This is a genomic window from Humisphaera borealis (genome assembly GCF_015169395.1).
Taxonomy (GTDB): domain Bacteria; phylum Planctomycetota; class Phycisphaerae; order Tepidisphaerales; family Tepidisphaeraceae; genus Humisphaera; species Humisphaera borealis.
This window is the reverse complement of record NZ_CP063458.1, coordinates 2,233,719-2,257,495: the sequence shown is the minus strand read 5'-3', so window position 1 is coordinate 2,257,495 and position 23,777 is coordinate 2,233,719. Positions and strand designations below refer to the sequence as shown.

The window sequence follows — 23,777 nt, the reverse complement described above, 5'->3', positions numbered from 1 at the left end:
CCGTTACGGCGTACCGATTCCCCTCTGTCGCAGGACCGTGTTTAGCGCAACAGACTGGCCGCCGTCTGCCCCAGCTCCGCGAGCCTCGACTCACTAGTCGCCACGGCCTGTTCCAAGGTCATCCCCGGCGTCTGCACCTGCAGCACGGATCGAAAAAGCGAGGCAGCGTTCGCTACTGCGGCGACATCCGCCGACCCAACGACCGCGACGCACGGCACGCCCATCTCCCGGCACATCGTCGCCACCGCGACCGGTGCCTTGCCGTGCAGGCTGCCGTCATCCAGCCGGCCTTCCCCGGTAATACAGAGGTCCGCGCCGCGCAGGCGATCGCGCAACGCGACCGCGTCGAACACAATGTCCACGCCCGGCCGCAACTCGGCGTTCGGAAAATACGCCCTGAGCGCAAATCCCAGACCCCCGGCGGCGCCGGAACCGGGCATCGCCGCCTCGGCAGTTTTCTGGGTGCGTCCGGCCAGTGCAGAAAGCTGCCGGTCGAACCACGCCACCTCGGCCGGCGACGCTCCCTTTTGCGGCCCGTACACCGCCGCCGCCCCGGCGGGGCCCGTCAGCGGATTGGTCACGTCGCACGCGACGGTGATTCGCGTCCGCTCGATCAGCGCCCCACGGCCGTGTTTGATCAGCACCACGCGCTCCAGATCGCGGCCGCAGAGCGGTTCGGTCGGCGAAAGCGGCTCGCCGCCGGCGAGGATGACCGGTAGCCCGCACGCCTGGCAGCAGCCGATGCCGGCATCGATCGTGGCGCTCCCGCCGATGCCCAGGATGATCCGCGACGAGCCCAGTTTCGCGGCTTCCACAAGCAACTCCCCGGTGCCGAACGTGGTGGTCGCCATTGGGTCGCGGTCGGCGGGGGAGACCAGCGCCAGTCCGCTGGCGGCGGCCATCTCGATGACCGCGACCATCCCGCCTTCGGCTGTCGCATTGACCCCGGCCGACCCGAGGATGCCGAACTCGGCATCGACCTTCATCTCAGGCAAAGGCCCGGTTACTCGACGTCTCTCGAAGCGGCCACCGGTCGCCGCGACCAGCGCCGCGACGGTACCATCGCCGCCGTCCGCGATCGGGCAGAGGTCGATTTGTGCATCGGGAAGACTTCGCCGTACCCCAACGGCTACTGCCGCCGCGACGGCCGGCGCCGTGAGCGACCCCTTGAACTTGTCCGGCGCGATGACGATTCGCATAGTGCCGCGTATCCTGCGGCAAGCGACGCCCGCCGGCAATCGGTCCTGCCGGCGTCGCCGGGCGCGATACGCCGCGCACGCCGCCTCCAACTTCGCTCAAGGGATTTGTATGGCCTTCACACTCGCGATCAACGATGCCGCTCCTGATTTCGACCTTCCCGGCACCGATGGCCGCCACTACACGCTGGCGAGTTTCGCCGACGCCACTGCGCTGGTCGTCGTGTTCAGTTGTAATCACTGCCCGTACGTCATCGGCAGCGAAGACCGCATGATCGCCTTCGCCCGCCGCTATGCCTCGCAGGGCGTGCGAATGATTGCGATCAATTCGAATGAGACCGACGACCATCCGACCGACTCGTTCGAACACATGGTCGAGCGGGCCCGTGAAAAGCAGTTCCCGTTCGCCTACGCTCGCGACGACACCCAGGCCGTCGCGCTCGCTTACGGCGCACTGCGAACGCCGCACTACTACGTCTTCACAAAGGACTCCCCGGGTCCAGGCGTCGCATCCGACAGCCCACCGGACGGCGGATCGAAGCCACCCGTCTGGCGATTACGCTACACCGGCCGCATGGACGACAACCCGCGAAACCCGGGCACCGAAAAGACGCACGAGCTGGCCGATGCCGTTGACGCACTGCTGGCTGGCAAACAGCCGGCCGTCGCCGTCACCAACCCCATCGGCTGCAACGTCAAGTGGAAGGGCAAGCCCCACAAGTGGATGCCTCCCGAGGCCTGCGACTTGGTGTAGGCTCGCCGCCGGCGGGGCAGCCATGCCGCCGACGAGACGCCCCAGTTCCGTCGCCACGGTCACCCGTGGTCGCGCCACCGCACGAAGACCGCAACGCGCGTACATCGATTGGCAGTCACCCAGGTGCCCAACGGTTTTGCAGTTTTCCGAAGGAGTCGACGTCAGTTGCTTCGGAGGTTCAGGTGAGATATGCTCTACCCCTCGCCCAAAAGGGCGTGAGGCAGGCTACGGGGCGTAGCTCAGCTTGGTTTAGAGCGCTAGACTGGGGGTCTAGAGGTCGCAAGTTCAAATCTTGTCGCCCCGACTCGCGTAAGTGATGGAAAAACCCCGGCTTAGAACGCCGGGGTTTTTCGTTGTCATGCCGCAGTGGCGACTTTGGGATTGTAGGAAGTGCCAACGGTGGAAATCTCAGGATTGGGGCGTCGGGTTTGGGACCGTTTGGGACTGTTCGATCTTCGTAAACGTCTCGTCGCCGGGAGGTAGATGGAGCGTCGCTGCCACCTCGATCCAGTGTCCGGTCTGTCCACCTCGGGCCAGCAGGTGGACAAGGTCAAGCGCGAACTGTGCATTCGGACCTCCCTCTAGCAGTGCCGTTCGATAGCTTCGCTCGGCGTTGTCCGGCCGGCGGTGGTCACTTTTGTACGGCGTCGAAGTTCATCACGATCACGCCGCGCGGCGGGATCTCAACCGTCACGATATCGCCGTACGCCCACTCCCGCTGCTTTTCGTCCGGGCCTCGTCCCGCGACTAGCGAGGCGGCGAATGGTCCGCTGCCGTGGACCAGCCCGAACTTGCGGTCGAGCCGGAAGCTGTAAGTGCGTGCCATCGCGCTCGGGTTGTGGATCGACACGTAACCCAGCGACTCAGTCCAACCGGTGTACCCGTAGACCTCCCCCGACTCGTCCAGATTGACGTTCTTCGTCGACAGCTGGCCGTCGCCCGGGCCGAGCCGGCCGATCGGGCTGCCACCGTGCATGCGCGACCGCTTGAACGCGGGGCTCACGTGGTAGAGCCACTTCAGGCCGTCCGCGATCACGTCAAAATCCTTGGCCGAGAGTGCGTTGACGACAAAGTACGTCTCGACGGTGGTCGTCCCCCGCGAGAGCGCCATCAGGAGATAGTTTCGGAACTCCTCGGGCGACTTGTCGCCGAACCGGCTGGCGTCCTTCGCCGGCTCGTGGTTGAAGAAGCTGCAGAGCGGCACCTGGCTCCGGTCGCCTTCCGTGAGCTGGTAGTACAGCGCGTCGCGGTAGCACATCTGTTCGCGCCGGTCACCTGGTGCACCGTCGCGGGAGTTGACCAGGCTGAGGACGTCCGAGTGCATCAGCCACCACGGGCTGATCGTGGCACCGTTGTGGCACAGGATTCGGACGCGCGGGTTCTTGCGGTGCATCTTGTCGAAGATGGCGACGAGACGCTCGGTGGCCGCATTGATGTAGTACCGCTTGGTCTCGTCGAACTTCGGGTCGTTCAGTGCGGGATCGTCCGCCAGCATGCCGGCTGAGAACAGGCGGCCGACGACCGGTGCGCCGCGGCCGGGCAGCGTCTCGAAGTATCGGCAGGTCAGATCGCCGAAGATACCGTCGAGCTTGTAGTAGATGGCGCCCGCGTCGACGAGCTCCAGAAGGCGCCGTTCGAGCAGGTCCAGGTACTTCGGCCCGGTCATCGACATCGCCTTGCGGGTCGTGCCCGACTTCGCCGACTTGCCGCCGACGAGTACGTCGAACCCCGACTTCTCCAGCACATCGATGTTCGCCCGGGCGCCGAAGATGCACGCCGGGCTGGCCCAGATCCCCATGGCCGACCCCTTGGCCTCGATCGCCTTACGTGCCCCCTTGAGGTCCGCGTCGAACCCCTTGTCGTTAACCTGGAACAGGCCGGTGCTCCAGTCGGCCAACGGGGAGCGCGGCGGGCGGGAGTTTTGCCAGCCGTCGTCGATCGTGTACACGTCGAGCGGTCGGCAGCCGCGCTTGACGACCAGCTCGGTGTGGAGGGTCTCCAGCGACTCCAGCAACTTCTTCTGCGTGACGCCGCCGCCGAAATCGAACCACGAGTTATATTGAACCTTCAGCTCGACCGGGGTGGCCCGGACCTGGTCGATGTAGTCGAGGAACGCGTCCTTGACGAAAGCCGGGTCGTCGCCCGCCCCGAACACGGCGAGGTGGGTCGTGTAAGGCACGCCCGGCCGCAGGTCCACGCCCGGCTGGTAACCGCATCGAATCGTTCCATCCTCGACCCGGTTCCAGCAGGCCGGGAACTCGACGCCCCAGAACATCGCCGACGTGGTCGTGTAGATCGGCTGGCCGAGGGCCGGCAGAAACCTGCCGACCGTCCACATCATGTCCTTTGCGCGGTACGGCGCGTAGGCGTCGGCACATGGGAGCGACTCGACATCCACGAGCTCGAGGGTGCACAGCTCCTTCGCCGTCACCACCAACCGCTTGTGACCGTAGAACTTCCCCGCCCCCAGGGTGTAGTGAACAGTCACCTGCAACGCGTGTCGTTCGTTCCACAGCTGGGCCACGATCTCACCCGCCGTGCCCGATAAGCGCTGGACCTCAAAGTCGGCGGAGGTCAACAGTGTGTCGGGGTCTGTCGAGTCCACGCCCTTGGAGATCCGCAGGCGAAACTCCTCGCCCGCGGGCGACATCTCTTTGCCCGATCGCTTGTTCGCGACGCGCCGGGTCACAAGATGCCCGGCGCTGACGCCGACCGAGCGGCTAAGGTGCGCGTTGTCGAGCTGAAAGACCTGATCGGACCCAGTCGACGTCGCGGCGCGTGCGGGCGGGTCCGCGGCTTCGGCCGACGAGAGCCCGATCACAATGAAGCACCTGATAAGCCAGTGTCGAAACATGCCGTTTCACTCCTACGTGCAATCCGCGTGTCAGCGCCGGCCCGTCCCCTAAAACTGTGGCGATCTGTTCTCGTTCACGGTCATGCCTGCGTTACTGCTACGTTAGAGCGGCAGCATCATTCCTTTTCATTCCCTGATACTGTCAGTGTTGTCTCGCTTTGGTTTCGCCAGACCAAAACGTCATATCTCGGCTTCTTCGTGAGCATTCCGCTCAACTTGCTCAATTGCCCGGCGTCTCCCACTTTCTGTCCGTCCACGCTGAGGATCACGTCGTCCTTCTTCAAGCCCGCCTTCGCCAACGCCGAGTCTGAGGGAACCTGCAACACCAGGACGCCGGCTTCGCCGTTCAGGCCGTGGGCGGACACTTCGCCATTGCCGACGATGTTACGGACGGTGGCGCCGAGCCACGTAACGACCGCCGCGCTGCGGCGGGATCGCTCCTGGCCGGTGGGGCCGAAGCTGGGTGTCCTGGCGAGCGACTTCAAGGCGGGGCGAGTAACGCCGAAATCGGTCATAGAGAAATTCTTGAAGCCAAGCGCAAGGGCGGAGGACCCGTCTCGGACGGTGAAATCGCCTTTAGCAGGATCGACGAATTGGGCGTCGGCAGTGATCGAGTGCGAGTCCTGATTTGATGTCGATTGCAGCGCCGTGGCCGGGGCGGAATCCCTTCTGCCGGGGTCGTGCAGCAGGTTGAAATCGATTTCCTTGCCCCACGTCTTAGGCATTCCGATCGGCTTGTACGCGGTGAAGACGATGTTTCGGCGGAAGATGTCGCCGCTGTCGTTGAACCAGACGTGGGGGTGGAAGGTGTTCCCCGCCATGATGTTGTTCTCGACGACGCGGCCGTAGCCTTCACGGTTCTTGATCCCGCCAGCGAGGCAGAGGTTGTTGTAGATGTGGAAGTTGCTTGTGCCGTCGTCGAGGTCGATATCCCAGCCGTGATCGCAGCGCCAGCGATTGTTGCGGAGGATGACCGGCTCGACCGCGTCCCAGAGGTGAATGCCGGGATGTGCGGCGACGAGTTTGTCCACTTCGCCCCGATTGGGAAGCCAGTAGCGATCCCGGCCCCAGGAGTTAAAGGAGCCATGATCGCCGGTTTCCTTGACAGTGTCGAAGATGTCGCAGTGTTCGATGATGTGCCCGCCGAAACATCCGTCGCCGATGTTGATGCCGGCGCGAGGGACATCGTAGATGCTGCAATGTCGTACGGTGATCCGGCTGGCGATGTCGATTCCCACGCCCGCCGCCTGCTTCTCGATCCGGCCGATCCTGGTGATCAGGCATTCTTCTACAAGGCAGTCCGCGGGATAGTTATGCGACTTGGGGCCGGGCGTGTGGTCCATCTGCTCAAACACTTGCCGCTGCTCATAGCGAAACAGCGGGCTGCGGACCGCATCCGGGCGGCCGACCATCAGCACGCCGCTCGCTCCGTTGCCGTCAATCCGGCATCCGCGCACCGCGACGCGCCGGTTGTAGCCGTCTAAAAAGACTCCATTGCCGCCGAGTTGGTCGAGGAAAGAATTCTCGATCGCGCAATCCTCCGCGCCGGCGAAGACTACGGCTCCGCCGCGATAGACGGTCCAGTCGCCGCGGAGCAGCGGCTCGCGCGTCTCCATGAACGTGGGGGCGGTATGGCGGAGTGTCAGGCCGCGGAAGGTGACCCATTTGACGGGCGTGCCTTCACTCCCACGGAACTCGATCAGATGCCGCAGCCGCGCACCCTCGACGCGGGCCTTTGCCAGGTCCATTCCGGCCGGCGGATAGAAATAGAGCACGTGCGTGCGCGGCTGGAAGAACCATTCATGCGGCGCATCAAGCTCTTCGAAGATGTTGTTGACGTAGCGAAAAGTCGCGTGAGGCTGGGCCGGGCGGTTGCCCTGCCAGCCGCCTTCCATCTTGATCTGGCCCTGATCGTCCTTGCCGACCAAGCGATAATGGAATCCGCCCCATTGGCCGGGGTGCATCGCATGCATAAACCCGCCGGCTGGGTCGGACCAGCGGGCGACCCGTTCCCTGCTGAGGACCTGGGGGCTGTAGCCGTTGTAAATCGTGACGTTCGGATCGAAGTTCGGATACCGCGACAAAACCTGCTGCTCGCCGTTCACGAAGAGCGCGTCCACTTCCGCGTCGGCGGGCAATTCAGCCTGAACGATCTCCCCCTTGTACGGCTTCCACTGCAGGGATTCGAATCGCTTCGAGCCGCTCAGCACGACTTCCTGGCCTTCGTCCCCTTTCCAAATGATTGGCGACTGTTCCGTGCCGGAATCCGCAGACGTCAGCACCAGTGGCTCGGCCAGATAGTAGGTTCCGCCGGCAATGTGCACGGTACGCGGCCCGTTCTCAACCGCCGTCCGGATGGCGCGCTGAGCCGCCGAAAGTGTGCGAAGCGGGAGCTGCTTTGTTCCCGGAGCGTCGTCTCTGCCATCCGGCGCGACGTACACATCCGCGGCCATGGCGAGGCGACTAAACAGAAGGAGCGCAAAAGCGGCGAAGTGGAATCCCTTGATAGCCATGGTGGGATGATTGTGCGGGCAGGCGACCACAGCAAGCGAAAAAGTCGCTGCCTCGAAGTTCGAGCAGGCGTTAGGGTGAAAGGGTCGATCCATCATCGCCCAAAGCGAAGTCCTGCGTGGCGGCGTCGGTCAGCTTGCCGGTTCAGCGACCATAATTGCAAGCTCATTGAATGGATTGACGGCGATCAGGTCGTCAACCGTTGGCTGGGCATGAATTGCTTTGGCCGCCGTCGTCAGATTGCTGACGGTAGGTTCTGAGGGCTTGCCCAATGCTTGGCCACGTGAACGGTCACAGCAATTGGCCACTTACGAAGGGATCCCATCTTGATCGAACCGGATTACGTCTGGTCAATCTGCCCCGAGCGCCTGGCCAGGGCCGCGACTGTTGCAATCAACTCCGCCGGCTCAACGGGCTTCACGAGGTGCAACTGAAACCCTGCACGGATTGCCCTCACGCGGTCTTCGATGCGGGCGTAAGCGGTAAGAGCGGCGGCCGGCACCTGACCTCCGTGCTCCGGCCCCATTGCCCGCACCCGCCTGATGAACGTGTACCCGTCCTCGTCGGGCATGCCAATGTCGCAGATCAGCACGTCCGGCCTCTCCGTCCGGACCACTTCAAGGGCGGTGGCGGCTGACCCAGCGGTTACGACCGTTGCTTCGCAGTCTTCCAGCAGCCGCCTCACGAGTGCCCGTGCGTCCGCCTCGTCGTCCACCACCAGGACCTTGATTCCCGCGAGTTGAGCGCATGCGTCGGGTGATACAGCGTTCGATAGGAAGGCCCGTGGTTGGTGGCGGTCCGTGTCCGGGTTCGGCCCGGGTTGGACGGCAGCCAGCGGCAGCGACACCGTGAAGATTGTCCCCTGGCCAACACCTGCGCTCTTCACCTGTACCGACCCGCCATGAAGTTCCACCAGTTGTTTGACGATGGACAAGCCGAGTCCGAGCCCGCCGTGCCGCCGGGTTGTCGTCGCGTCGGCTTGGCGGAATCGGTCGAAAACGTGCGGAAGAAACTCTTTTGGGATGCCCTCGCCGCTGTCGATCACACTCACTTCCGCGTGTGAGTTGACACGCTCCAGCCGCACGGCCACTCGCCCGCCCTTGGGGGTGAATTTGACTGCGTTGCTGAGCAGGTTCCACAAGACCTGTTGCAAACGGGCAGGGTCGCCGCTTGCCGGACCGGCATGCGGATCGAGCGTGGTCTGAAGGCGAATCGCCTTGGCGTCGGCGGACGGCTTGGTGGTCTCCACGGCCAGGCGAATGAGCTCGCCGAGGTCCACCCGCTGCACGTCGAGCCGGACCTTCCCGCTGATGATTCGGCTCATGTCCAGCAGGTCTTCAATGATCTGCGTCTGCGCGCGGGCATTCCGCTCGATCACCCGCAGCCCCTCGGCCAGGTCGTTCGCATCATTCGCGCCGTGCGCGAGGATTTGGGACCAACCGAGGATCGCGTTCAGCGGCGTCCGCAGTTCATGGCTGAGCGTGGCGAGGAACTCGTCCTTCATTCGACCCGCGCGCTCTGCCTCAATCCTCGCCGCACGCTCGCTGTCGAGCAGCCGCTCACGCTCGGCCTCGGCACGCTTGGCGCCGGTCACGTCTCGGATCTCGATCACGGTGGACACTGGTGTGCCGTCGTCGAAGATCGGGCTGGCCGCGACGAGCACGGGGAACGACGCTCCGTCCTTGCGAAAGAACAGATCCTCGTGGGCCCGCACGTCGAGCTTTTCGGGCAAGGCGCGCTCGATAGGGCACTGGTCCCTCGGGTAGGGCCGCCCGTCAGGGTGGTGGTGGTGGACGAGGTCGTGAAGCGGCATGGACCGGATCTCCTCGGCGGAGTAACCGGTCATGTCGAGCCACGCGTGGTTCGCGTAGGTGCAGTACCCTCGCGCGTCCATCATGGCCATTCCCTGCGTCGAGTTCTCGGCAATGGTGCGGACCAGTTCCTCACTCTCACGCAACGCCGTGTCGGCCCGCCGCCGGTCGACGGCCAGCGCTGCCACCCGGCACAGCCCCTCAACAACCTGCCGTTCCCGCTTAGTCGGCTCGCGGCGCTCCCGAAAGTAGGTGCCGAACGTTCCGACCAGCCGACCATCCGGGGCGCGGATCGGCATCGACCACGCCGCTTTGAGCCCCAGTGCCAACGGCAGGTGCGCAAGGCCCTTCCACGACGGAGCGACAGCAAGATCGGGAGTGATGACGGTCTTATTCCTCGCTACTGCGTCCGCGCACGTGCCCAGGCCCGACGCGGCCTTGATGCCGTCAAGGGCTGCGCTGTACTCGGCGGGAAGGCTGGGGGCCGCGCCGGTCCGGAGGGTGCAGCCGTCCTTGTCCACAAGCAGAATCGCGGCGACCACGCCACCACCGGACTGCTCCTCGACCGCCTGCGTCAGCACGCCAAGCGCTTCCGATAGAGGCTCGCCGGTCGCCATTCGTTCGAGTGCCCGGTTCTGTGCGGCCAGGAGCAGCTCTGCCTGCTTTCGTTCGGTGACATCGAGCACGACGCCCGGAAAGCGAATAGCGCGTCCGGCTTCATCCCGTTCCACCTTCCCCCGGGCCGTAACCCATCTCGGAGGAATCTCGCTGGTGACGCGGTACTCAGCCGCGTAGTCACTGCCCGTCTCCACCGACCGCCTCACGTGTTCCAGTACACGTTCACGGTCCGCCGCGTGGATGGCAGCGACGTAAGTTGCCAGCGGCGCTGCGCCCGACGCATCCAGTTCGATGCCGAAGATGCGCTGGAAGTTCCGGTCGCCCCAGAGCCGGTCGTTGACAACATCCCATTCGAACGTGCCTACCTCGCCCGCGATCAATGCCGAATCCAGTTTCCGTCGCGATTCGGCCAGCGCGACCTCCCACTGCTGCCGCTCGCTCAGGTCGTAGAAGTAGCAGACGACCCCGAATCGGCCGTCCGGCAGGGTGATCCGCTCGATCCGCCAGTCGTACACCTCGACCGCCCCGATGTCCTGCCGCAGCTCAACGGTGCGCGCGGAGGCGTAGGGCTCGCCGGTATCAAGCGTGTGGCGGAATCTGGCTACGGCCTCGGTCGCGAAAGGCTCGGCCCAGACAAACCTCAGCACCTCGGCGAAGTCGCGGCCTACCAGCGGTGGGGGGACGGTAGCGAATACCTTCTGCGACCCAAGGCTGACCTGCCGGAGCTTGAAGTCCGCGTCCACGACGTACACGCCGAAGGGGTTGTTCTGGATCAGGTGGTAGAACGTGTCGTGGCTTCGGCGAAGCAACTCCTCCGCTTGCACGCGCTCAGTCGCATCACGGAAGTAGACCGACACGCCGTCCGGGGCCGGGTAGGCGTTCACCTCGTACCAGCGGTTATGCTCGGGGTAGAACGCGGTGATCGATGCAGCGACGCGCCCGGTCGCCGCCCGGCGGAACACCCGGTCGAACTCGGTACCGTCCATGCGGTACTCTTCCCAGATAACCCGCCCGATCAGGTCGACCGACGAGCGGCCGAGAACCCGCTCGGCCTGCGGGTTGAGATAGGTGAACTTCCATTCGCGGTCCAGCGCGAAGAACGCGTCCGAAATGCTCTCGAGGATCGTGCGGGACTGGTCGGTCACGCGCTTTCGGTCGGTGATGTCGGCGACTGTGCCCACGAAGCTCGTCGCCCGGCGGTCTGCGCCTTCCCCCTCGAATGTGGCTGTTCCGTGGGCATCGACCCATCGCACCGAGCCGTCATCGAGGATAATGCGGTACTCGACCGAGTACGGCTTCGGGTCTGTGGGGTTCAGTGCCGCCTCGACCTTCGACCATACGCCGGGAAGGTCGTCGGGATGCAGCCGCTTCAATATCTCTTCGTTGGGCCGCTGATTGCCGCTGACGCCGAAGATCTCCTTGTACCGCTCGTCGAACGTCGCGAGCCTTGTGACCGGGTTGTAATGCCACCAACCGAGCCGTGCCGCGTCGAGCGCGAGCTGACGCTGGGTAGCAAGCCGATCCCTCTCCCGCTCGGCCAGCACGTGCAGTGTGTCCTCGTGGCATGTGTTGAACAGGCCTGCGACCCGACCGCTCTCGTCGTAGATGGGGCCGAACGACCACGTGAACCACGTCTCCTCAGGGTAGCCATGCCGCGTGTAGACGAGCCGCACCCGCTCGTTCAGGGTGGACCCGCCCTCCTCCATCACCTTTGCGACCTGAGACCCAATGACCGGCCAGGTTTCGGTCCACACGTCGCGGCCCGACTCGCCGAGTGCTTGGGGGTGCCTCCCCCCGAGCACGGGGATGAACGCGTCATTGTAGATGTTGATCAGATCCGGTCCCCACCACAGCATCATCGGGAATCGGCTGCCTAGGCAGATGCTCACGGCCGTCCGCAGGCTCTGCGGCCATTTCTCTAACGGCCCAAGTGAAGTTTTCGACCAGTCGAACGCGCCGACGCGAGCCCCCATCGTCCGTTCCTCGCCGGACTGGACTGCAGCAGATGAGTTCAGGAAACTGACGTCTTGCGTATTCAAACAGACCCCTTGCTCTCGTACGACCCGACACGGGGGACGCCTGCCAAAAAGTTGCGCTGGTCGACCCTGGAACTTCGGATTCTAAGTTGGGCTCGATGATGGTGTCAGCGCAGGATCGTGGCCGTCCCGACCCACCCTCCTAAGACCCCCTGCTCCGGAACGATATTGAGCTCCTAAGAGCGACCCTTACGCCGCGTAACAAGCGCGACGCATCGGGCCAGCCTACCTATACCACTAAACCAAGGCTCCGGGTGGAAAGGCGGCATTCTGGTTGCTGTTGCTGCTGCCCGGTTGTAGTTTCGACTCCAGGATGGCGGTTCTGCCGAAGACTGCCCGGTCTACACTGCGGCAAAACCACTGACCGTGACAGGCTTCAAGCGATATCGGATTCCAACAAGACACTTGAAAAGGTTGCCTCCAATGAACCGCTCTCTGCTCCGCTCCGATGAACCGACGCGCCGACGCCTGATGGCAAGTGCCGCCAGCGCGCTGCTGGGCGTGGGCTTGTTGCCCGAGTTCCTCACCGGCCGGCTCGACGCCGCAGAAACCGTCGGCCGCGCGACGGCCAGGAGCGTCATCTATCTGTACATGGACGGCGGCATGAGCCATGTGGATACGTGGGATCCGAAGTCGGGTGACGTAGCCGGCCCCACCAAGACGATCAAGACCAGCGCCGACGGAATCGTGCTCGGGGAATACCTGCCGCGATCGGCGCAGGTGATGCACCTTGGGACGGTGGTGCGATCGATGAGCTCCACGCAGGGGGCGCACGAGCAGGGCAACTACTACATGCACACCAGCTACCAGTTGCGGGGCACGATCAATCATCCGTCGCTCGGAGCCTGGCTGTCGCACTTTCGAGGACCGGGCAATCCCACGCTTCCGGCGTCGGTTTATGTGGGGAATGCCAGCCGGCATCCCGGTGCCGGCTTCTTCCCGCCGCAGCATGCACCGTTGTTCGTCAACAATCCTGAGAATGGCCTGAAAGACATCCAGCTTCAGGAGGACCTGACCAAGGCCCGTCACGCCGCCCGCATGGAACTGGCAGGGAGCCTGGATGCCGAGTTCCTCGGCAAGTTTGGCAATCAGCGGAATGTTGCCGCCCAGAGTAATGCCTATGACGGCGCGCATCGAATGATGGCCAGCGCCGACATTGCTGCTTTCGATCTGACCGATGAAAAGCCCACGGTTCGTGACACGTATGGGCGCGACGCGTTCGGCCAGGGTTGCTTGCTTGCACGTCGCCTGGTCGAGCGAGGCGTGCGTTTTGTGGAAGTGAGCCTTCACGGCTGGGACACCCATTCCAACAACTTCACCGCGACGCCCGACCTGTGCGACAAACTGGATCGCGGATTATCCGCGCTCGTGGGCGACCTGCACGGCCGAGGCATGCTGAACGACACCCTCGTCGTCGTTGCCACAGAGTTTGGTCGTACGCCACGCATCAACACCAACCTGGGCCGCGATCATTACCCCAAGGCGTTCTCGGGGGCATTGTTCGGCGGGGGTGTAAAGCGGGGCTTTGGATACGGCTCCACGGACGCAACCGGGGAAAACGTTGCCGAGGCCGAATGCACCATCCCTGACGTCAACGCAACCCTGGGCAAGGCGCTGGGATTGCCGGTTGAAGAGGTCGTCCTTACCCCCAATGGCCGGCCGTTCAAACTGGCTGACAAGGGCAAGCCACTGGCCGTCTTCGCGTGATCAAGGTTTTCAGACACCGCCCACCGCAGGTTCTCCATGAAGGTTGCTCATCTTGCTCTTTCGCTCGCGTGTGTGCTGCTGGTCCAGGCCCCTCTGTCGGCGGCGATCTCGCCCCAGCAGGCCCGGCAGGCCGCGGCCCAGATTGATGCCCTCCTGGTCGAGCACTGGCAGCAGGCCGGCGTCGCAGCAGCGGAACCGATCGACGACGGCATCTTCGTTCGACGGATTTACCTAGATCTGGCGGGGCGAATCCCAACACCCGTAGAGGCGACGGCGTTCCTGCAGTCGACACAGTCCGACAAGCGGTCGAACCTGATTGCCGACCTGCTCAGCCGCGAAAGCTACGTTTCAACCTTCTACAACTTCTGGGCCGACATCCTTCGTCATAAGTCGAACTTCGTAAATACGTCCAACATCATTCCGGCGGCTTACGGGCAATACATCAAGCAGAGCCTGCGGGAGAACAAACCTTACGATCAATTCGTTCGCGAATTGCTCTCGGCCAAGGGAGAAGCCTGGACGAACGGCGCGATCGGGTACTACACCCGCGACCCGGATATGCCGCTGGACAATATGGCGCTCACGTCACGTGTGTTCCTCGGCACACGAATCGAGTGCGCTCAGTGCCACAACCACCCGTTCGACAAGTGGAAGCAGACGGAGTTCTATCGCCTCGCCGCCTACACGTATGGAAACAAGCCGGTCAACGAGGCGCTGTCCGGCGTACGTGATGCGTTCCGTGCCCGCGAGCAGACGATTCTCGATGATTTCAAACGGGAGAAGGCCACTGCTTCCGATGGTGGCGCCGCCGCAGAGTTGCGAAAGAACCAGCGACTAGAAGCGATGGAACTTCGCAAGGTGCTGAACATCATTCGCAAAGGCATCGGACAGTTGCTGAGCCCAATGGGGCTGGACCGACGGCTCGAGGCCACGCTCAAGCTTCCGCACGATTTTCACGAGCCCGATGGCAAACCCGGGGACGTCATGACGCCCAGGCCGATCTTTGGGGCGGCCCCCGAGTTGAAACCGGGTGACGACTCTGCTGACGTGTTTGCACGCTGGCTGACATCTCCCGAGAATCCCCGTTTCACCCGGGTGATCGTCAATCGCCTCTGGAAAAGGCTCTTCGGAGTGGCGTTGGTGGAGCCCCTGGATGATCTGCGCGACGACACCCGCGCGATGATTCCCGCGGTCGAGGCCCATCTCCAGCGCCTTATGATTTCGCTCAAGTACGACCAGCGGGATTTTTTGGCGATTCTGGCCAACACCCGTGCCTATCAGTCGGCCGCTTCGGTGAAAGAGTATGCCGCCGGAGACCCCTGGCACTTTACGTCCCCCGCGCTGCGACGAATGACGGCGGAACAGGCGTGGGATTCTCTTGTCACGCTGGTCAGCCATGAGCCCGATGCCCGGGATCTTCGCCGAGAGGCTCGTGATCGACGCCGTATCGACGTCTCGCATATGGTCGCCGACGCGTATGTCAACGCAGACGGCGGCAGGCTTGTCGATCTCGGCTATGCAATGCTCGGGGCCGAGAAGGATCTGGAAGTGAAGGAAAAAGCGATCCGCGAGCAGACGATCGATGCCAAGCGGCGGGGTGATCAGAATCGCGAGACGCAACTCCGCCGGGCCCTGGGGGAGATCGAGCGGGCTCGCAATCAGTCCTATGTGCGTGAGTTCCTTTCCCCTTTGATCACCGAACTGGCCCGGAGGAAGGGACCGGGTGCAGTGGCCACCGAGGACGAAACCTACAAGATGAACACGAACCCGGCCGTCCTGGGCGTCGAGACCTGGCGGAAAACCTACGTCACCGGCTACGGTCCGGCACCCCTGACCGCCGCCGAAGTCGAAGCGGCAAACAAAGCCGAATCAGACCGGCTCCGTGCACTGGGCGTGCGGCTTGGGTACGCGGAATCGGAGATGAGCGGGTTCGTCGCACATTGCCAGCGGGCGTCGGGCGAGTGGCTGCGGGCTTCGGAGCTCGACAGTCCCGCGCCGCGGGGACACTTCCTGCGCACCATGGGCCAGAGCGACCGGGACTTTGTAGAAAACGCCAATCTCAACTCCTCCATCCCGCAGGCGCTTGCCCTGATGAACAGCGATCTGATCTCGGCAAAGGGCGTCCTCTCGCCGTTCTCGCCGCTCATGCACTACATCGCCGGGGCGGGTACGCGCGACGCGCAGGCCAAAGCGGTTTATCTGGCGCTGCTGTCACGCACACCGACGGCGGCAGAGTCGGCGGCATGGCAGAAGGCGGCCGATCAGGGACTGGAGCCCGCCGACCTGGTCTATGCCATACTCAATTCCAAACAGTTCCTCTTCATTCAGTAGTGACGATTCTCAATCGACTGGTGAGGATGGCCGGTTCAAGTGGGAGTGCCGCGGAGCCGTCATTGCGGGGCGTCGGGGTCACTCGCGGGCTTTCTGCTGTTCAAACGCTTGCCAGGCCAGCATATACCGGAAAGCAATTGCAAACGTCTCCCATGACGATCCGGCGGGCAGGGGACGACTGCTCGTTCGTCAACAGATTGCGCCACGACACCGTCGGTCCGTCCAGTTCGATTGCCGTATCGCCCCATACTTGATCGCCTAAGGGGAGTGTCGTGCGGTCGTCCAAAAGTGACGCGATCAGGCGCGGCACCACGACGACAACAGCGGACCTGTTCGAGCGACGCATAAACGCGAAAACGTGCTTGGCTTTTGCCCCCGTCACCGGCAGGGCGTCATAGGTCCCCGCGCTCAGGAGGCCCGGGTGCGCCCGACGAAGCCGCAGGATGGTCGCCTGAAGGAACACCTTGGCGCTGCCGTCCGCGAGGTCGTCGAGCAGTTCACGCACGAGCACGGCGCGGCGTGCCGGATCGGCCTGGAGAATTGCGTCACAACGGTGAAGCTGTGCGCGAAGCCTCTCGTAGGAGACCGGTCTGCGGTTGTCGGGGTCAACCAGGCTGAAGTCCCAGCTTTCGGTTCCCTGGAACGTGTCGGGGACGCCCGGTGCGGCCAGTCGCAGCAGGGTTTGCGAGAGGCTGTTGATCAGTCCGATGGTCGCAACCCTTCCGCGCAGTGCGTCGAAGTCGTCCCAGAATTGGGGACTGGCTTTGCGATCAAGGAGCCTCGCTACGAACGCCTGCACCGCCTGTTCGTAGGCGGCATTCGGGTTTGTCCACGTCGTGTGCACCTTTGCCTCGCGGAGCGCTTTCAGCACATAGCCACAAACGCGCTCCTGCACTGCTGCGTATGCGGGAGCTGACCACGGCCCCAGCGGCGCAACGCCCAGCAACGTCTGGTAGATGAGGTACTCGTCGTTGGCATCGGGCGCCGGACGGCCGGCGACGACGGCTTTCTGCCCTGCGTTGATGTCGCGCCACCGGGTGGCGTGCGTCCGCCATTGATCGGGGATCTCCGAGAGCACGTTGAGTCTTGCCCGCACGTCCTCACTCCGCTTCGTGTCGTGCGTGGACAGCGTGGACATTGCATAAGGCCAGTCGCGCTGACGGTCGGCGAAGTAGGTGTGCAGGTCGTCTGGTGCTACGCCGAACCTCGCGGGGTCTCCGCCAACCTCGTTCAGGGATACGAACCGGTTGTAGACGTAAAAGCTGGTGTCCTCGATCCCCTTGGCGGTGACCGGAGAGGTGAGCTGTTGAAACTTCCCGGCGAACGCCAGTTGGTCGGCTCGATCGCTTTCGCTGAAGGTTTCCGGATATCGCTGCAGGAGAACGTCGCGGATGAAATGAAACACGCCGACGTCACTGGCAGGATTGCGGCCGATGGCCGCTCCGATCGCCGCTTCGATGCGCTGTCTGTCGCTGGCGCTGACTTCGGGCCCTTCAATGTAGGTGCGGTAGACCCCGAAGCATGCGATCACTTCCTTAAGGCCGCGAACGAGGGCAGCGAGTGTGAAGTCGCGCCAGAGACGGTTTCGCTGTGCCAGGCGATCGAGCCTGCGCGCCAGCGAGCGGAGTTCGCTCGCGAAGGCCGTTTCCAGCATGAACTTCTTGCGCCCATACCCCAGGGTCTCAAAGGAGTCGCAGGCCCCGCAGGAGGTCGTCCCGCCATCGGCCAGCCACTCGCTGTAGATCTGTGTGATCGCCTGTTCGTTGCGCGAATCAATGAACAGGCCGTTGACGTGATTGAGGAAGTCGTAACCGCTCGTGCCGTGAATCGACCATTCGGTCGGCAGCGTTTCGTCAGCCGCCAGGATCTTCTCGGCCAGCACGTACAGCGGCCGGCGCTCCGCGCGGTCACCATCGGCCGACTTGCGGTACAGCTGCTGCAAACGTTCGAAGTATTCCCGCGGGTTGTACAGCCCGTCGGGATGATCGATACGAAGCCCGGCAACGTGGCCTGCCTTGATCAATTTGAAAACAAACCCGTGCGTTTCCTCGAAAACCTCCGCACGTTCCATGGCGAGTGCGGCCAATTCGTTTACATCAAAGAAGCGACGGTAATTGATCTCGTCCGACGCGTTCGTCCAACACGCGAGCCTATAGAACTGCTTGTCCAGGATGGCGTCGAGTGCATCAAAACTGCGAGGCTCGCCCGGTGTGCCGTTGAATTGCCGCAGACGCTCTGCTGCGTCTTCGCCATGTAGCAATTTAAGCGTGGCGGGGGATACGGGAAGCTTTCGGTCCTGGTAGTTGATCCAGAATCCGTTGCCATCGTGCGATAGCGTGAGTTCTCCATCCTCCAGCGTCACGCCGTAGGGCTTGCCCAGCAACGGGAGCAGGACCTTGCCGCTCAGTTCTGGTCGGGACGCTTCCTGCCACGCGATATCGAAGTATCGGCCGTAGTGCGAGGACGGACCGTTCGCCAGCACGTCGTTCCACCAGACATTCTCGTTCGTCGCGATGCCGACGTGGTTGGGAACGATATCGAGGATATGGCTCATCCCATGGCGTTCGAGGGCAGCGAGGAAGTCCTCGAAATCGCGCTGTGTGCCTAGTTCCGGATTCAGTCGGCAGTGATCGATGACGTCATATCCGTGCGTGCTGCCGGGCCTGGCCTTCAGGTACGGCGATGCATACAGATGCGTTACGCCGAGGTCCGCCAGATAGGGAACGATCTCAGTTGCGTCGCGGAATGTGAAGTCCGCGTGAAACTGAACTCGGTACGTCGATTCCGGAAACGTCGAAGTCATGGGTGGTGTCCGTACAGCTTAAGGACGTGCTAAACCGACTGTTCACGATGCTTGGCTTCCTGACAGGAAGGAGCCACGCGGAAGCGCGTCGCGACCACAGCCTCGGCGGCGTTGACGGGTCGAAGTAGAACCGTGGTGCGGCCGGGAATGTGCCAACCCTCAGCTTCCGTCTCCAACGGCGCGGTGCCCGACCCGCCGTAGCAAGGATCTTCGCTGGAGAAGATCGTGAACCATCGCCGGCCGGGCGGAGCGCCGAGCAGCGGTTCGGGGGCCGGATCGAGCGCCAGGTCCTGGCCGAGGTTGACGATCAGCAGGCGGTCGTCGCCCTGGCCACCCGACTCTCCGCCGTGATCGGGCCTGCCAAAAAAGCGGAGCACAAATGCGCCCGCGCCAAGGACGGCCCCGTCGATGTCGCCGCGCCGCTGTACCCGCTTAAAAGCCGGCTCCTCACGCCGAAGCCTCAGCAGTTCCTTGTGCAGGCGGTAAATCTCGGCGTGGAACGGGCGGTCTGCCTCGGAATGATCGATCTTTGACCGCTCGAAGGTTGCTGGCGCCGAAGGATCGACCAGTTGTTCCTGCATCAGCGGAGACGCAGCGCTGGGGAACTGCGCGATCTCTTTTGCCCGGCCGGCAGCAATCAGTTTCGACAGGTCCTCATGATGATCCGAGAAGTAGTAGAACGGGCTCGACGCCGCGAATTCCTGGCCCTGAAAGAGCATTGGCGTCTGCGGCATCAGCAGCAGCAGGGCGGTCATCGCCCTTAGTTCGCCGGGACTGGTGACCTTGTGAAGGCGATCGCCTCGTGCGGTGTTGGCGATCTGGTCGTGGTTCTGGATGAAGTGGATAAACGCGGTCGGCGGCAGATCCAAAGCGGGTGTGCCGCGCCGCCTCTCATGCCACTTGTACCGCTGCCCCTGGTACAGGTAGCCCCACTTTGCCGCCGAGATGAACTCCTGCGGCGCTCCGCGATAGTCGCAGTAGTACGCCTCGCTGTGTCCGGTCATCGCGACCATGGCCGCATGATGGAAGTCGTCGTTCCACAGGGCGTCCATGCCGCATCCGCCGCCATCGATCGGCCGCACGAGCTGGGTGTGCTGCGGCTCATTTTCATTGACGAGGTAGATCGCTCGGTTTCCTGCCGACCGCCGAGCCACCTCAGTGATTTCGGCGAGAATGTGGCGTTCCGATTCGTCCACCAGCGCCTGAGTCGCGTCGAATCGAAACCCGTCGAGGTGGTACTCCTCGATCCACATCCGGACGTTACAAAGGAAGAATTCGCGCACCGGCCTGCTCCCGGCGGCGTCGAAGTTCATCGCATCGCCCCAGTCTGTTTGGTGTGTCGGACTGAAGTACTGATCGCTGAAAACGCTTGCGTAGTTTCCGTCGGGGCCGAGGTGGTTGTAGACGACATCGAGAATGACGCCCAGGCCCACCGCGTGGGCTCGGTCGATGAAGCGGCGCATGTCGTCGGGTGTGCCGTAGTGGTGATAGGGCGCGAACAACTGGACGCCGTCGTAGCCCCATCCCCAGCGGCCGGCGAACTCGTTCACCGGCATCACCTCCACGCAAGTGATGCCCAAGTCCCGCAGATCCTCAAGCCGTTCGGCTGCCGCGGCCCAGGTGCCTTCCTTCGTAAACGTGCCGACGTGCATCTCGTAGAGAATCTGACCGTCGCTGTTGATGCCGGCCCATGCGCCGTCGGTCCATCGAAACTCGTCGGCGTCGACGACCTGTGACGGGCCGTGGACGCCTTGCGGCTGGTACCGGCTGACCGGATCCGGGTAGAGCTGCGGGTCGTCATCGACCTGATAGCGGTAGAGCGTCCCCGCTCGTGCCCGCGGCGCAAGGCCGGCGAAGTAACCTTCGGCTTCGCGTTCCAGTGTTACCGGCGAATCGGGCCTGTCGTCGAGCACGACCCGGACGAGCCGTCGTTTCGACGCCCAGACACGAAAGTGCACGCCGAGGCCATTCGGCAGTTGCTCGGCACCGACAGGCAACCGACGGACTCTGTCTGCCTGTTCCTTTGTCACGTCCCGTTCAATCGGTGGATGTTCGACGCGCGTCACGGTTGATCCTCGCAGCAATATTGATGGCGAAGGGGAGCACCCCCAGGGTCCTGCAGTTCCGCCTCTACCTACACGGCGGCCCTGGCCTGACGGGCTTCACGGCGTAACTGCTCAGCCTGCGTTGACGTCACGGCGGCGGCCGCTTCCTCCGGCCTGACGGTTCGCAATAGCGCGAGCGATCGCCCGAACAGGGGAAACTGTTCTCTTTCCGGGCGAACGCGAACCAGGAGCGGTCGGGCCGTCTCGCCGGTATCGATCAGCGTCTGCCAGACGTCACCCTTGATGGTGTCGGGAAGAGTGAAGGGCACTTCTTCCCAGTGGGCGTTCATCAGAAGGAGCAGTGTGTCACCCTTGATCGGCTCGCCGCGCTCATCAACCTCCCGCAGGCGATCACCGGCCAGGCGAATACCCAGGCACTTGGTGTTCCCGTCGTTCCACGCGCTGTCATCCATCTCCGTGCCGGCGGGCGTAAAGAAGGAGATATCCTTGATGTCATCGCCGCGGAGCGGACGGCCGACGAAAAAGTTCCGCCGTTGCAGTGCCGGCTGTTCCGCCCAGATGCGCGTGCAGTCGCGGACGAAGTCGAGGAACGACCGCTGGCGTTCATTCAGCTCCCAGTCGAGCCAGGTTAGCTCGTTGTCCTGGCAATACGTGTTGTTGTTGCCCTGCTTGGTCTGGCTCAACTCATCGCCGGCACGAATCATCGGCACGCCTTCGGAGAACAGCAGCGTTGCGATGAAGTTCCGCTTCTGGCGTTCGCGCGTGTTCAGAACGGCAGGGTCATCGGTCGGCCCTTCGACACCGCAATTCCAGCTGTTGTTATCGTCGGCTCCGTCGCGATTGCCTTCGCCGTTGGCCTGGTTGTGCTTTTCGTTGTAGCTGACCAGGTCGTCGAGCGTGAAGCCGTCGTGCGCGGTGATGAAATTGATACTCGCGTAAGGTTTTCGGCCGTCCTTTTCGTAAAGATCGCTGCTGCCGGCGAGTCGCGTCGCGACATCCGAAGCCAGGCCGCCGTCTCCCTTCCAGAATCGCCTGATGGTGTCGCGATACTTGCCGTTCCACTCGGTCCAGAGGACGGGGAAGTTCCCGACCTGGTAGCCGCCTTCGCCGAGGTCCCAGGGTTCGGCGATCAGCTTGACCGGCGAGATGATCGGATCCTGGTGGATGATGTCGAAGAAAGCCCCCAGCCGATCGACCTCGTGCAGTTCGCGCGCCAGCGTGCTGGCGAGATCAAAGCGAAAGCCGTCGACGTGCATTTCGGTGACCCAGTACCGCAAGCTGTCCATCAACAGTTGCAGTACGCGCGGGCTGGTCATGTTCAGCGTGTTGCCGGTGCCGGTGTAGTCCATGTAGTACCGCTTGTCGTCGCGAGTCAGGCGGTAGTAGTTGGCGTTATCGATTCCCCGGAACACGAGCGTGGGCCCCATGTGGTTGCCCTCGCAGGTGTGGTTGTAGACCACATCCAGAATCACTTCGATGCCTGCCGCATGCAGCGTCCGCACCATCGACTTGAATTCCTGAACCGACTTCCGCGGCGACTGCCGCGACGCGTACGGCAGGTGCGGTGCGAAATAGCAAAGCGTGTTGTAGCCCCAGTAATTCGCCAGGCCCTTCTCGCGCAGCGTCCTGTCCTGCAGAAAATGGTGAACCGGCATCAGTTCCAAAGCGGTCACCCCCAGTCTCTGCAGATGGCTGATGAACGCTTCAGACGCCAGACCGGCGTACGTGCCGCGGCGTTCTTCGGGCACATCGGGATGGCGAACGGTCGCGCCCCTGACGTGGGCCTCGTAGATGAGCGTTTTGTGCCACGGAATTCGCGGCGGTCGGTCGTCTCCCCATGTAAACGCCGTGTCAATCACCGACGCAAGCGGACAGAACGCCCCACTATCGCGGGTATCGAACGTCATGTCGTCGGACCCGACCGTGTAGCCAAAAACCGAGTCGTCCCAAACGACGTCCCGCCCGACCGCCTTTGCGTACGGGTCCATCACCACCTTGTTGGGATTGAAGCGGTGACCTTTGCGCGGCTCGAATTTGCCGTGCACGCGATATCCGTAAAGTTGGCCGGGCTCGATGTCAGGTAGAAATCCGTGCCAGACGCGGTCGGTCTGCTCTGGCAACTCCACCCGTTGCGTTTCCACTACCGAACTGACCGAATTAAAAAGACATAATTCGACTTTCGTCGCGTTCTCTGAGAACAGCGCGAAGTTCACGCCGTGTCCATCAAATGTCGAACCCAGGGGATAGGGTCGGCCCGGCCAAACGCGCATTGACGCTCCTTCAACAACCTGCTTCAAAGACTTCAACAAAAACGCTCCATCGGCGGATCGCAAACGGCATGCCCGCGACGGCCGGGTGTGGCGGCCGTCGCAATAGCCGGATGAGACGTTGTTGAAAACAAGGCGCGGCGGTGCGAACAACGCGCGGCGGCTGAATGCAACGCGAGGTGGTGGCAGGCAGATCACCGTCACCCCACCGGCTCTGGCCATGAGACCAGCACGCCCGTCTGAGCGCTGTCTCACGTCATTGGTCCGGCAGAGTCGCGAACGATCGAGCCGCATCCGCCAAACGAACCCGAGGCGACAGTCCAATTCGCCAAACGAACCCAAGATCATCCGCCAGCGATTGATCAGCGGTCGCGCCGCAGGTGCACTCTGCCCGGGCGACGTTGCAATCCGCCAAACGAACCCGAGGCGACCGTCGGCGTCTGCATCCGCGCATGACGTTCCGACCACGCCGCGCATGAAGTAACGTGGGAACGGCGCGATGTCGCGTTCCTGTCTGCTTACTTCGAGTGCGGCTCCTTCAAGAAGTCATGCGCCGCCGGTTCGTCCGAGTTACCCCATGCGACCACCACGGCGAGCCATGCGACCCGCCGAAAGAACAACGTCATCCCACCACACGCGCCACCCGGCCCGACACCCCGGCCGACGACGGATCACACCCGCGAAGACCAGACACCAGGGAACGCCAGCCAACCACGGCCGAACGATTGTGAGCATCCGACCCGAGACAAATTGTCTGTACGGTATATGTTAAGTGCGACGATCAGATTTGCAAGCAGAATCCACAGGAACCGGGCGAGACGAA

The 23,777-nt window shown here is 63.2% G+C and carries 10 protein-coding genes and 1 tRNA gene; 4 read left to right on the top strand and 7 right to left on the bottom strand.

Annotation, left to right across the window (positions count from 1 at the left end; genetic code table 11):
- Positions 1 to 41: 41 nt before the first annotated feature.
- A complete protein-coding gene (locus tag IPV69_RS08335; RefSeq protein WP_206294588.1) occupies positions 42 to 1,199 on the bottom strand; it encodes a glycerate kinase in 1,158 nt (385 codons plus the stop codon).
- 109 nt (positions 1,200 to 1,308) lie between these two features.
- Here IPV69_RS08335 and IPV69_RS08330 point away from each other — a divergent pair, with 109 nt between their 5' ends.
- Positions 1,309 to 1,950, top strand: coding sequence for a thioredoxin family protein (locus tag IPV69_RS08330; RefSeq protein ID WP_206294586.1), 642 nt, complete (start codon positions 1,309 to 1,311; stop codon positions 1,948 to 1,950).
- Positions 1,951 to 2,178: 228 nt separating this feature from the next.
- Positions 2,179 to 2,254: transfer RNA gene (locus tag IPV69_RS08325), tRNA-Pro, on the top strand.
- A gap of 327 nt (positions 2,255 to 2,581) precedes the next feature.
- Here the strand turns inward: IPV69_RS08325 and IPV69_RS08320 are convergent.
- From IPV69_RS08320 to IPV69_RS08310, 3 genes are all read right to left on the bottom strand, one after another.
- Positions 2,582 to 4,804: an alpha-amylase family protein gene (locus IPV69_RS08320; protein ID WP_206294585.1), complete on the bottom strand. Its 2,223-nt coding sequence runs from the start codon at positions 4,802 to 4,804 to the stop codon at positions 2,582 to 2,584.
- 116 nt (positions 4,805 to 4,920) lie between these two features.
- Positions 4,921 to 7,317 (bottom strand): PDZ domain-containing protein, encoded by a 2,397-nt coding sequence (locus IPV69_RS08315; RefSeq protein WP_206294583.1) that lies wholly within the window; start codon positions 7,315 to 7,317, stop codon positions 4,921 to 4,923.
- Between the two features lie 338 nt (positions 7,318 to 7,655).
- Positions 7,656 to 11,633, bottom strand: a complete 3,978-nt coding sequence (locus IPV69_RS08310; RefSeq protein WP_206294582.1) for a PAS domain S-box protein — start codon at positions 11,631 to 11,633, stop codon at positions 7,656 to 7,658.
- A 570-nt stretch (positions 11,634 to 12,203) separates the two neighbouring features.
- On the opposite strand from IPV69_RS08310, the gene IPV69_RS08305 reads away from it, so the two are divergent.
- Together IPV69_RS08305 and IPV69_RS08300 are read left to right on the top strand one after the other, a co-directional pair.
- A complete protein-coding gene (locus IPV69_RS08305) occupies positions 12,204 to 13,487 on the top strand; it encodes a DUF1501 domain-containing protein (protein WP_206294581.1) in 1,284 nt (427 codons plus the stop codon).
- 36 nt (positions 13,488 to 13,523) lie between these two features.
- Positions 13,524 to 15,818, top strand: a complete 2,295-nt coding sequence (locus IPV69_RS08300) for a DUF1549 domain-containing protein (RefSeq protein WP_206294580.1) — start codon at positions 13,524 to 13,526, stop codon at positions 15,816 to 15,818.
- Positions 15,819 to 15,918: 100 nt separating this feature from the next.
- On the opposite strand, the gene treY is transcribed toward IPV69_RS08300, so the two are convergent.
- The 3 genes from treY to glgX form a co-directional block, all read right to left on the bottom strand.
- Entirely contained in the window at positions 15,919 to 18,621 is a 2,703-nt protein-coding gene (treY, locus tag IPV69_RS08295; RefSeq protein ID WP_206294579.1) for a malto-oligosyltrehalose synthase, read from the bottom strand.
- 29 nt (positions 18,622 to 18,650) lie between these two features.
- Positions 18,651 to 20,687, bottom strand: coding sequence for a malto-oligosyltrehalose trehalohydrolase (treZ, locus tag IPV69_RS08290; RefSeq protein ID WP_206294578.1), 2,037 nt, complete (start codon positions 20,685 to 20,687; stop codon positions 18,651 to 18,653).
- Positions 20,688 to 20,755: 68 nt separating this feature from the next.
- Positions 20,756 to 22,957, bottom strand: coding sequence for a glycogen debranching protein GlgX (gene glgX, locus IPV69_RS08285; RefSeq protein WP_206294577.1), 2,202 nt, complete (start codon positions 22,955 to 22,957; stop codon positions 20,756 to 20,758).
- Between the last annotated feature and the right edge of the window lie 820 nt (positions 22,958 to 23,777).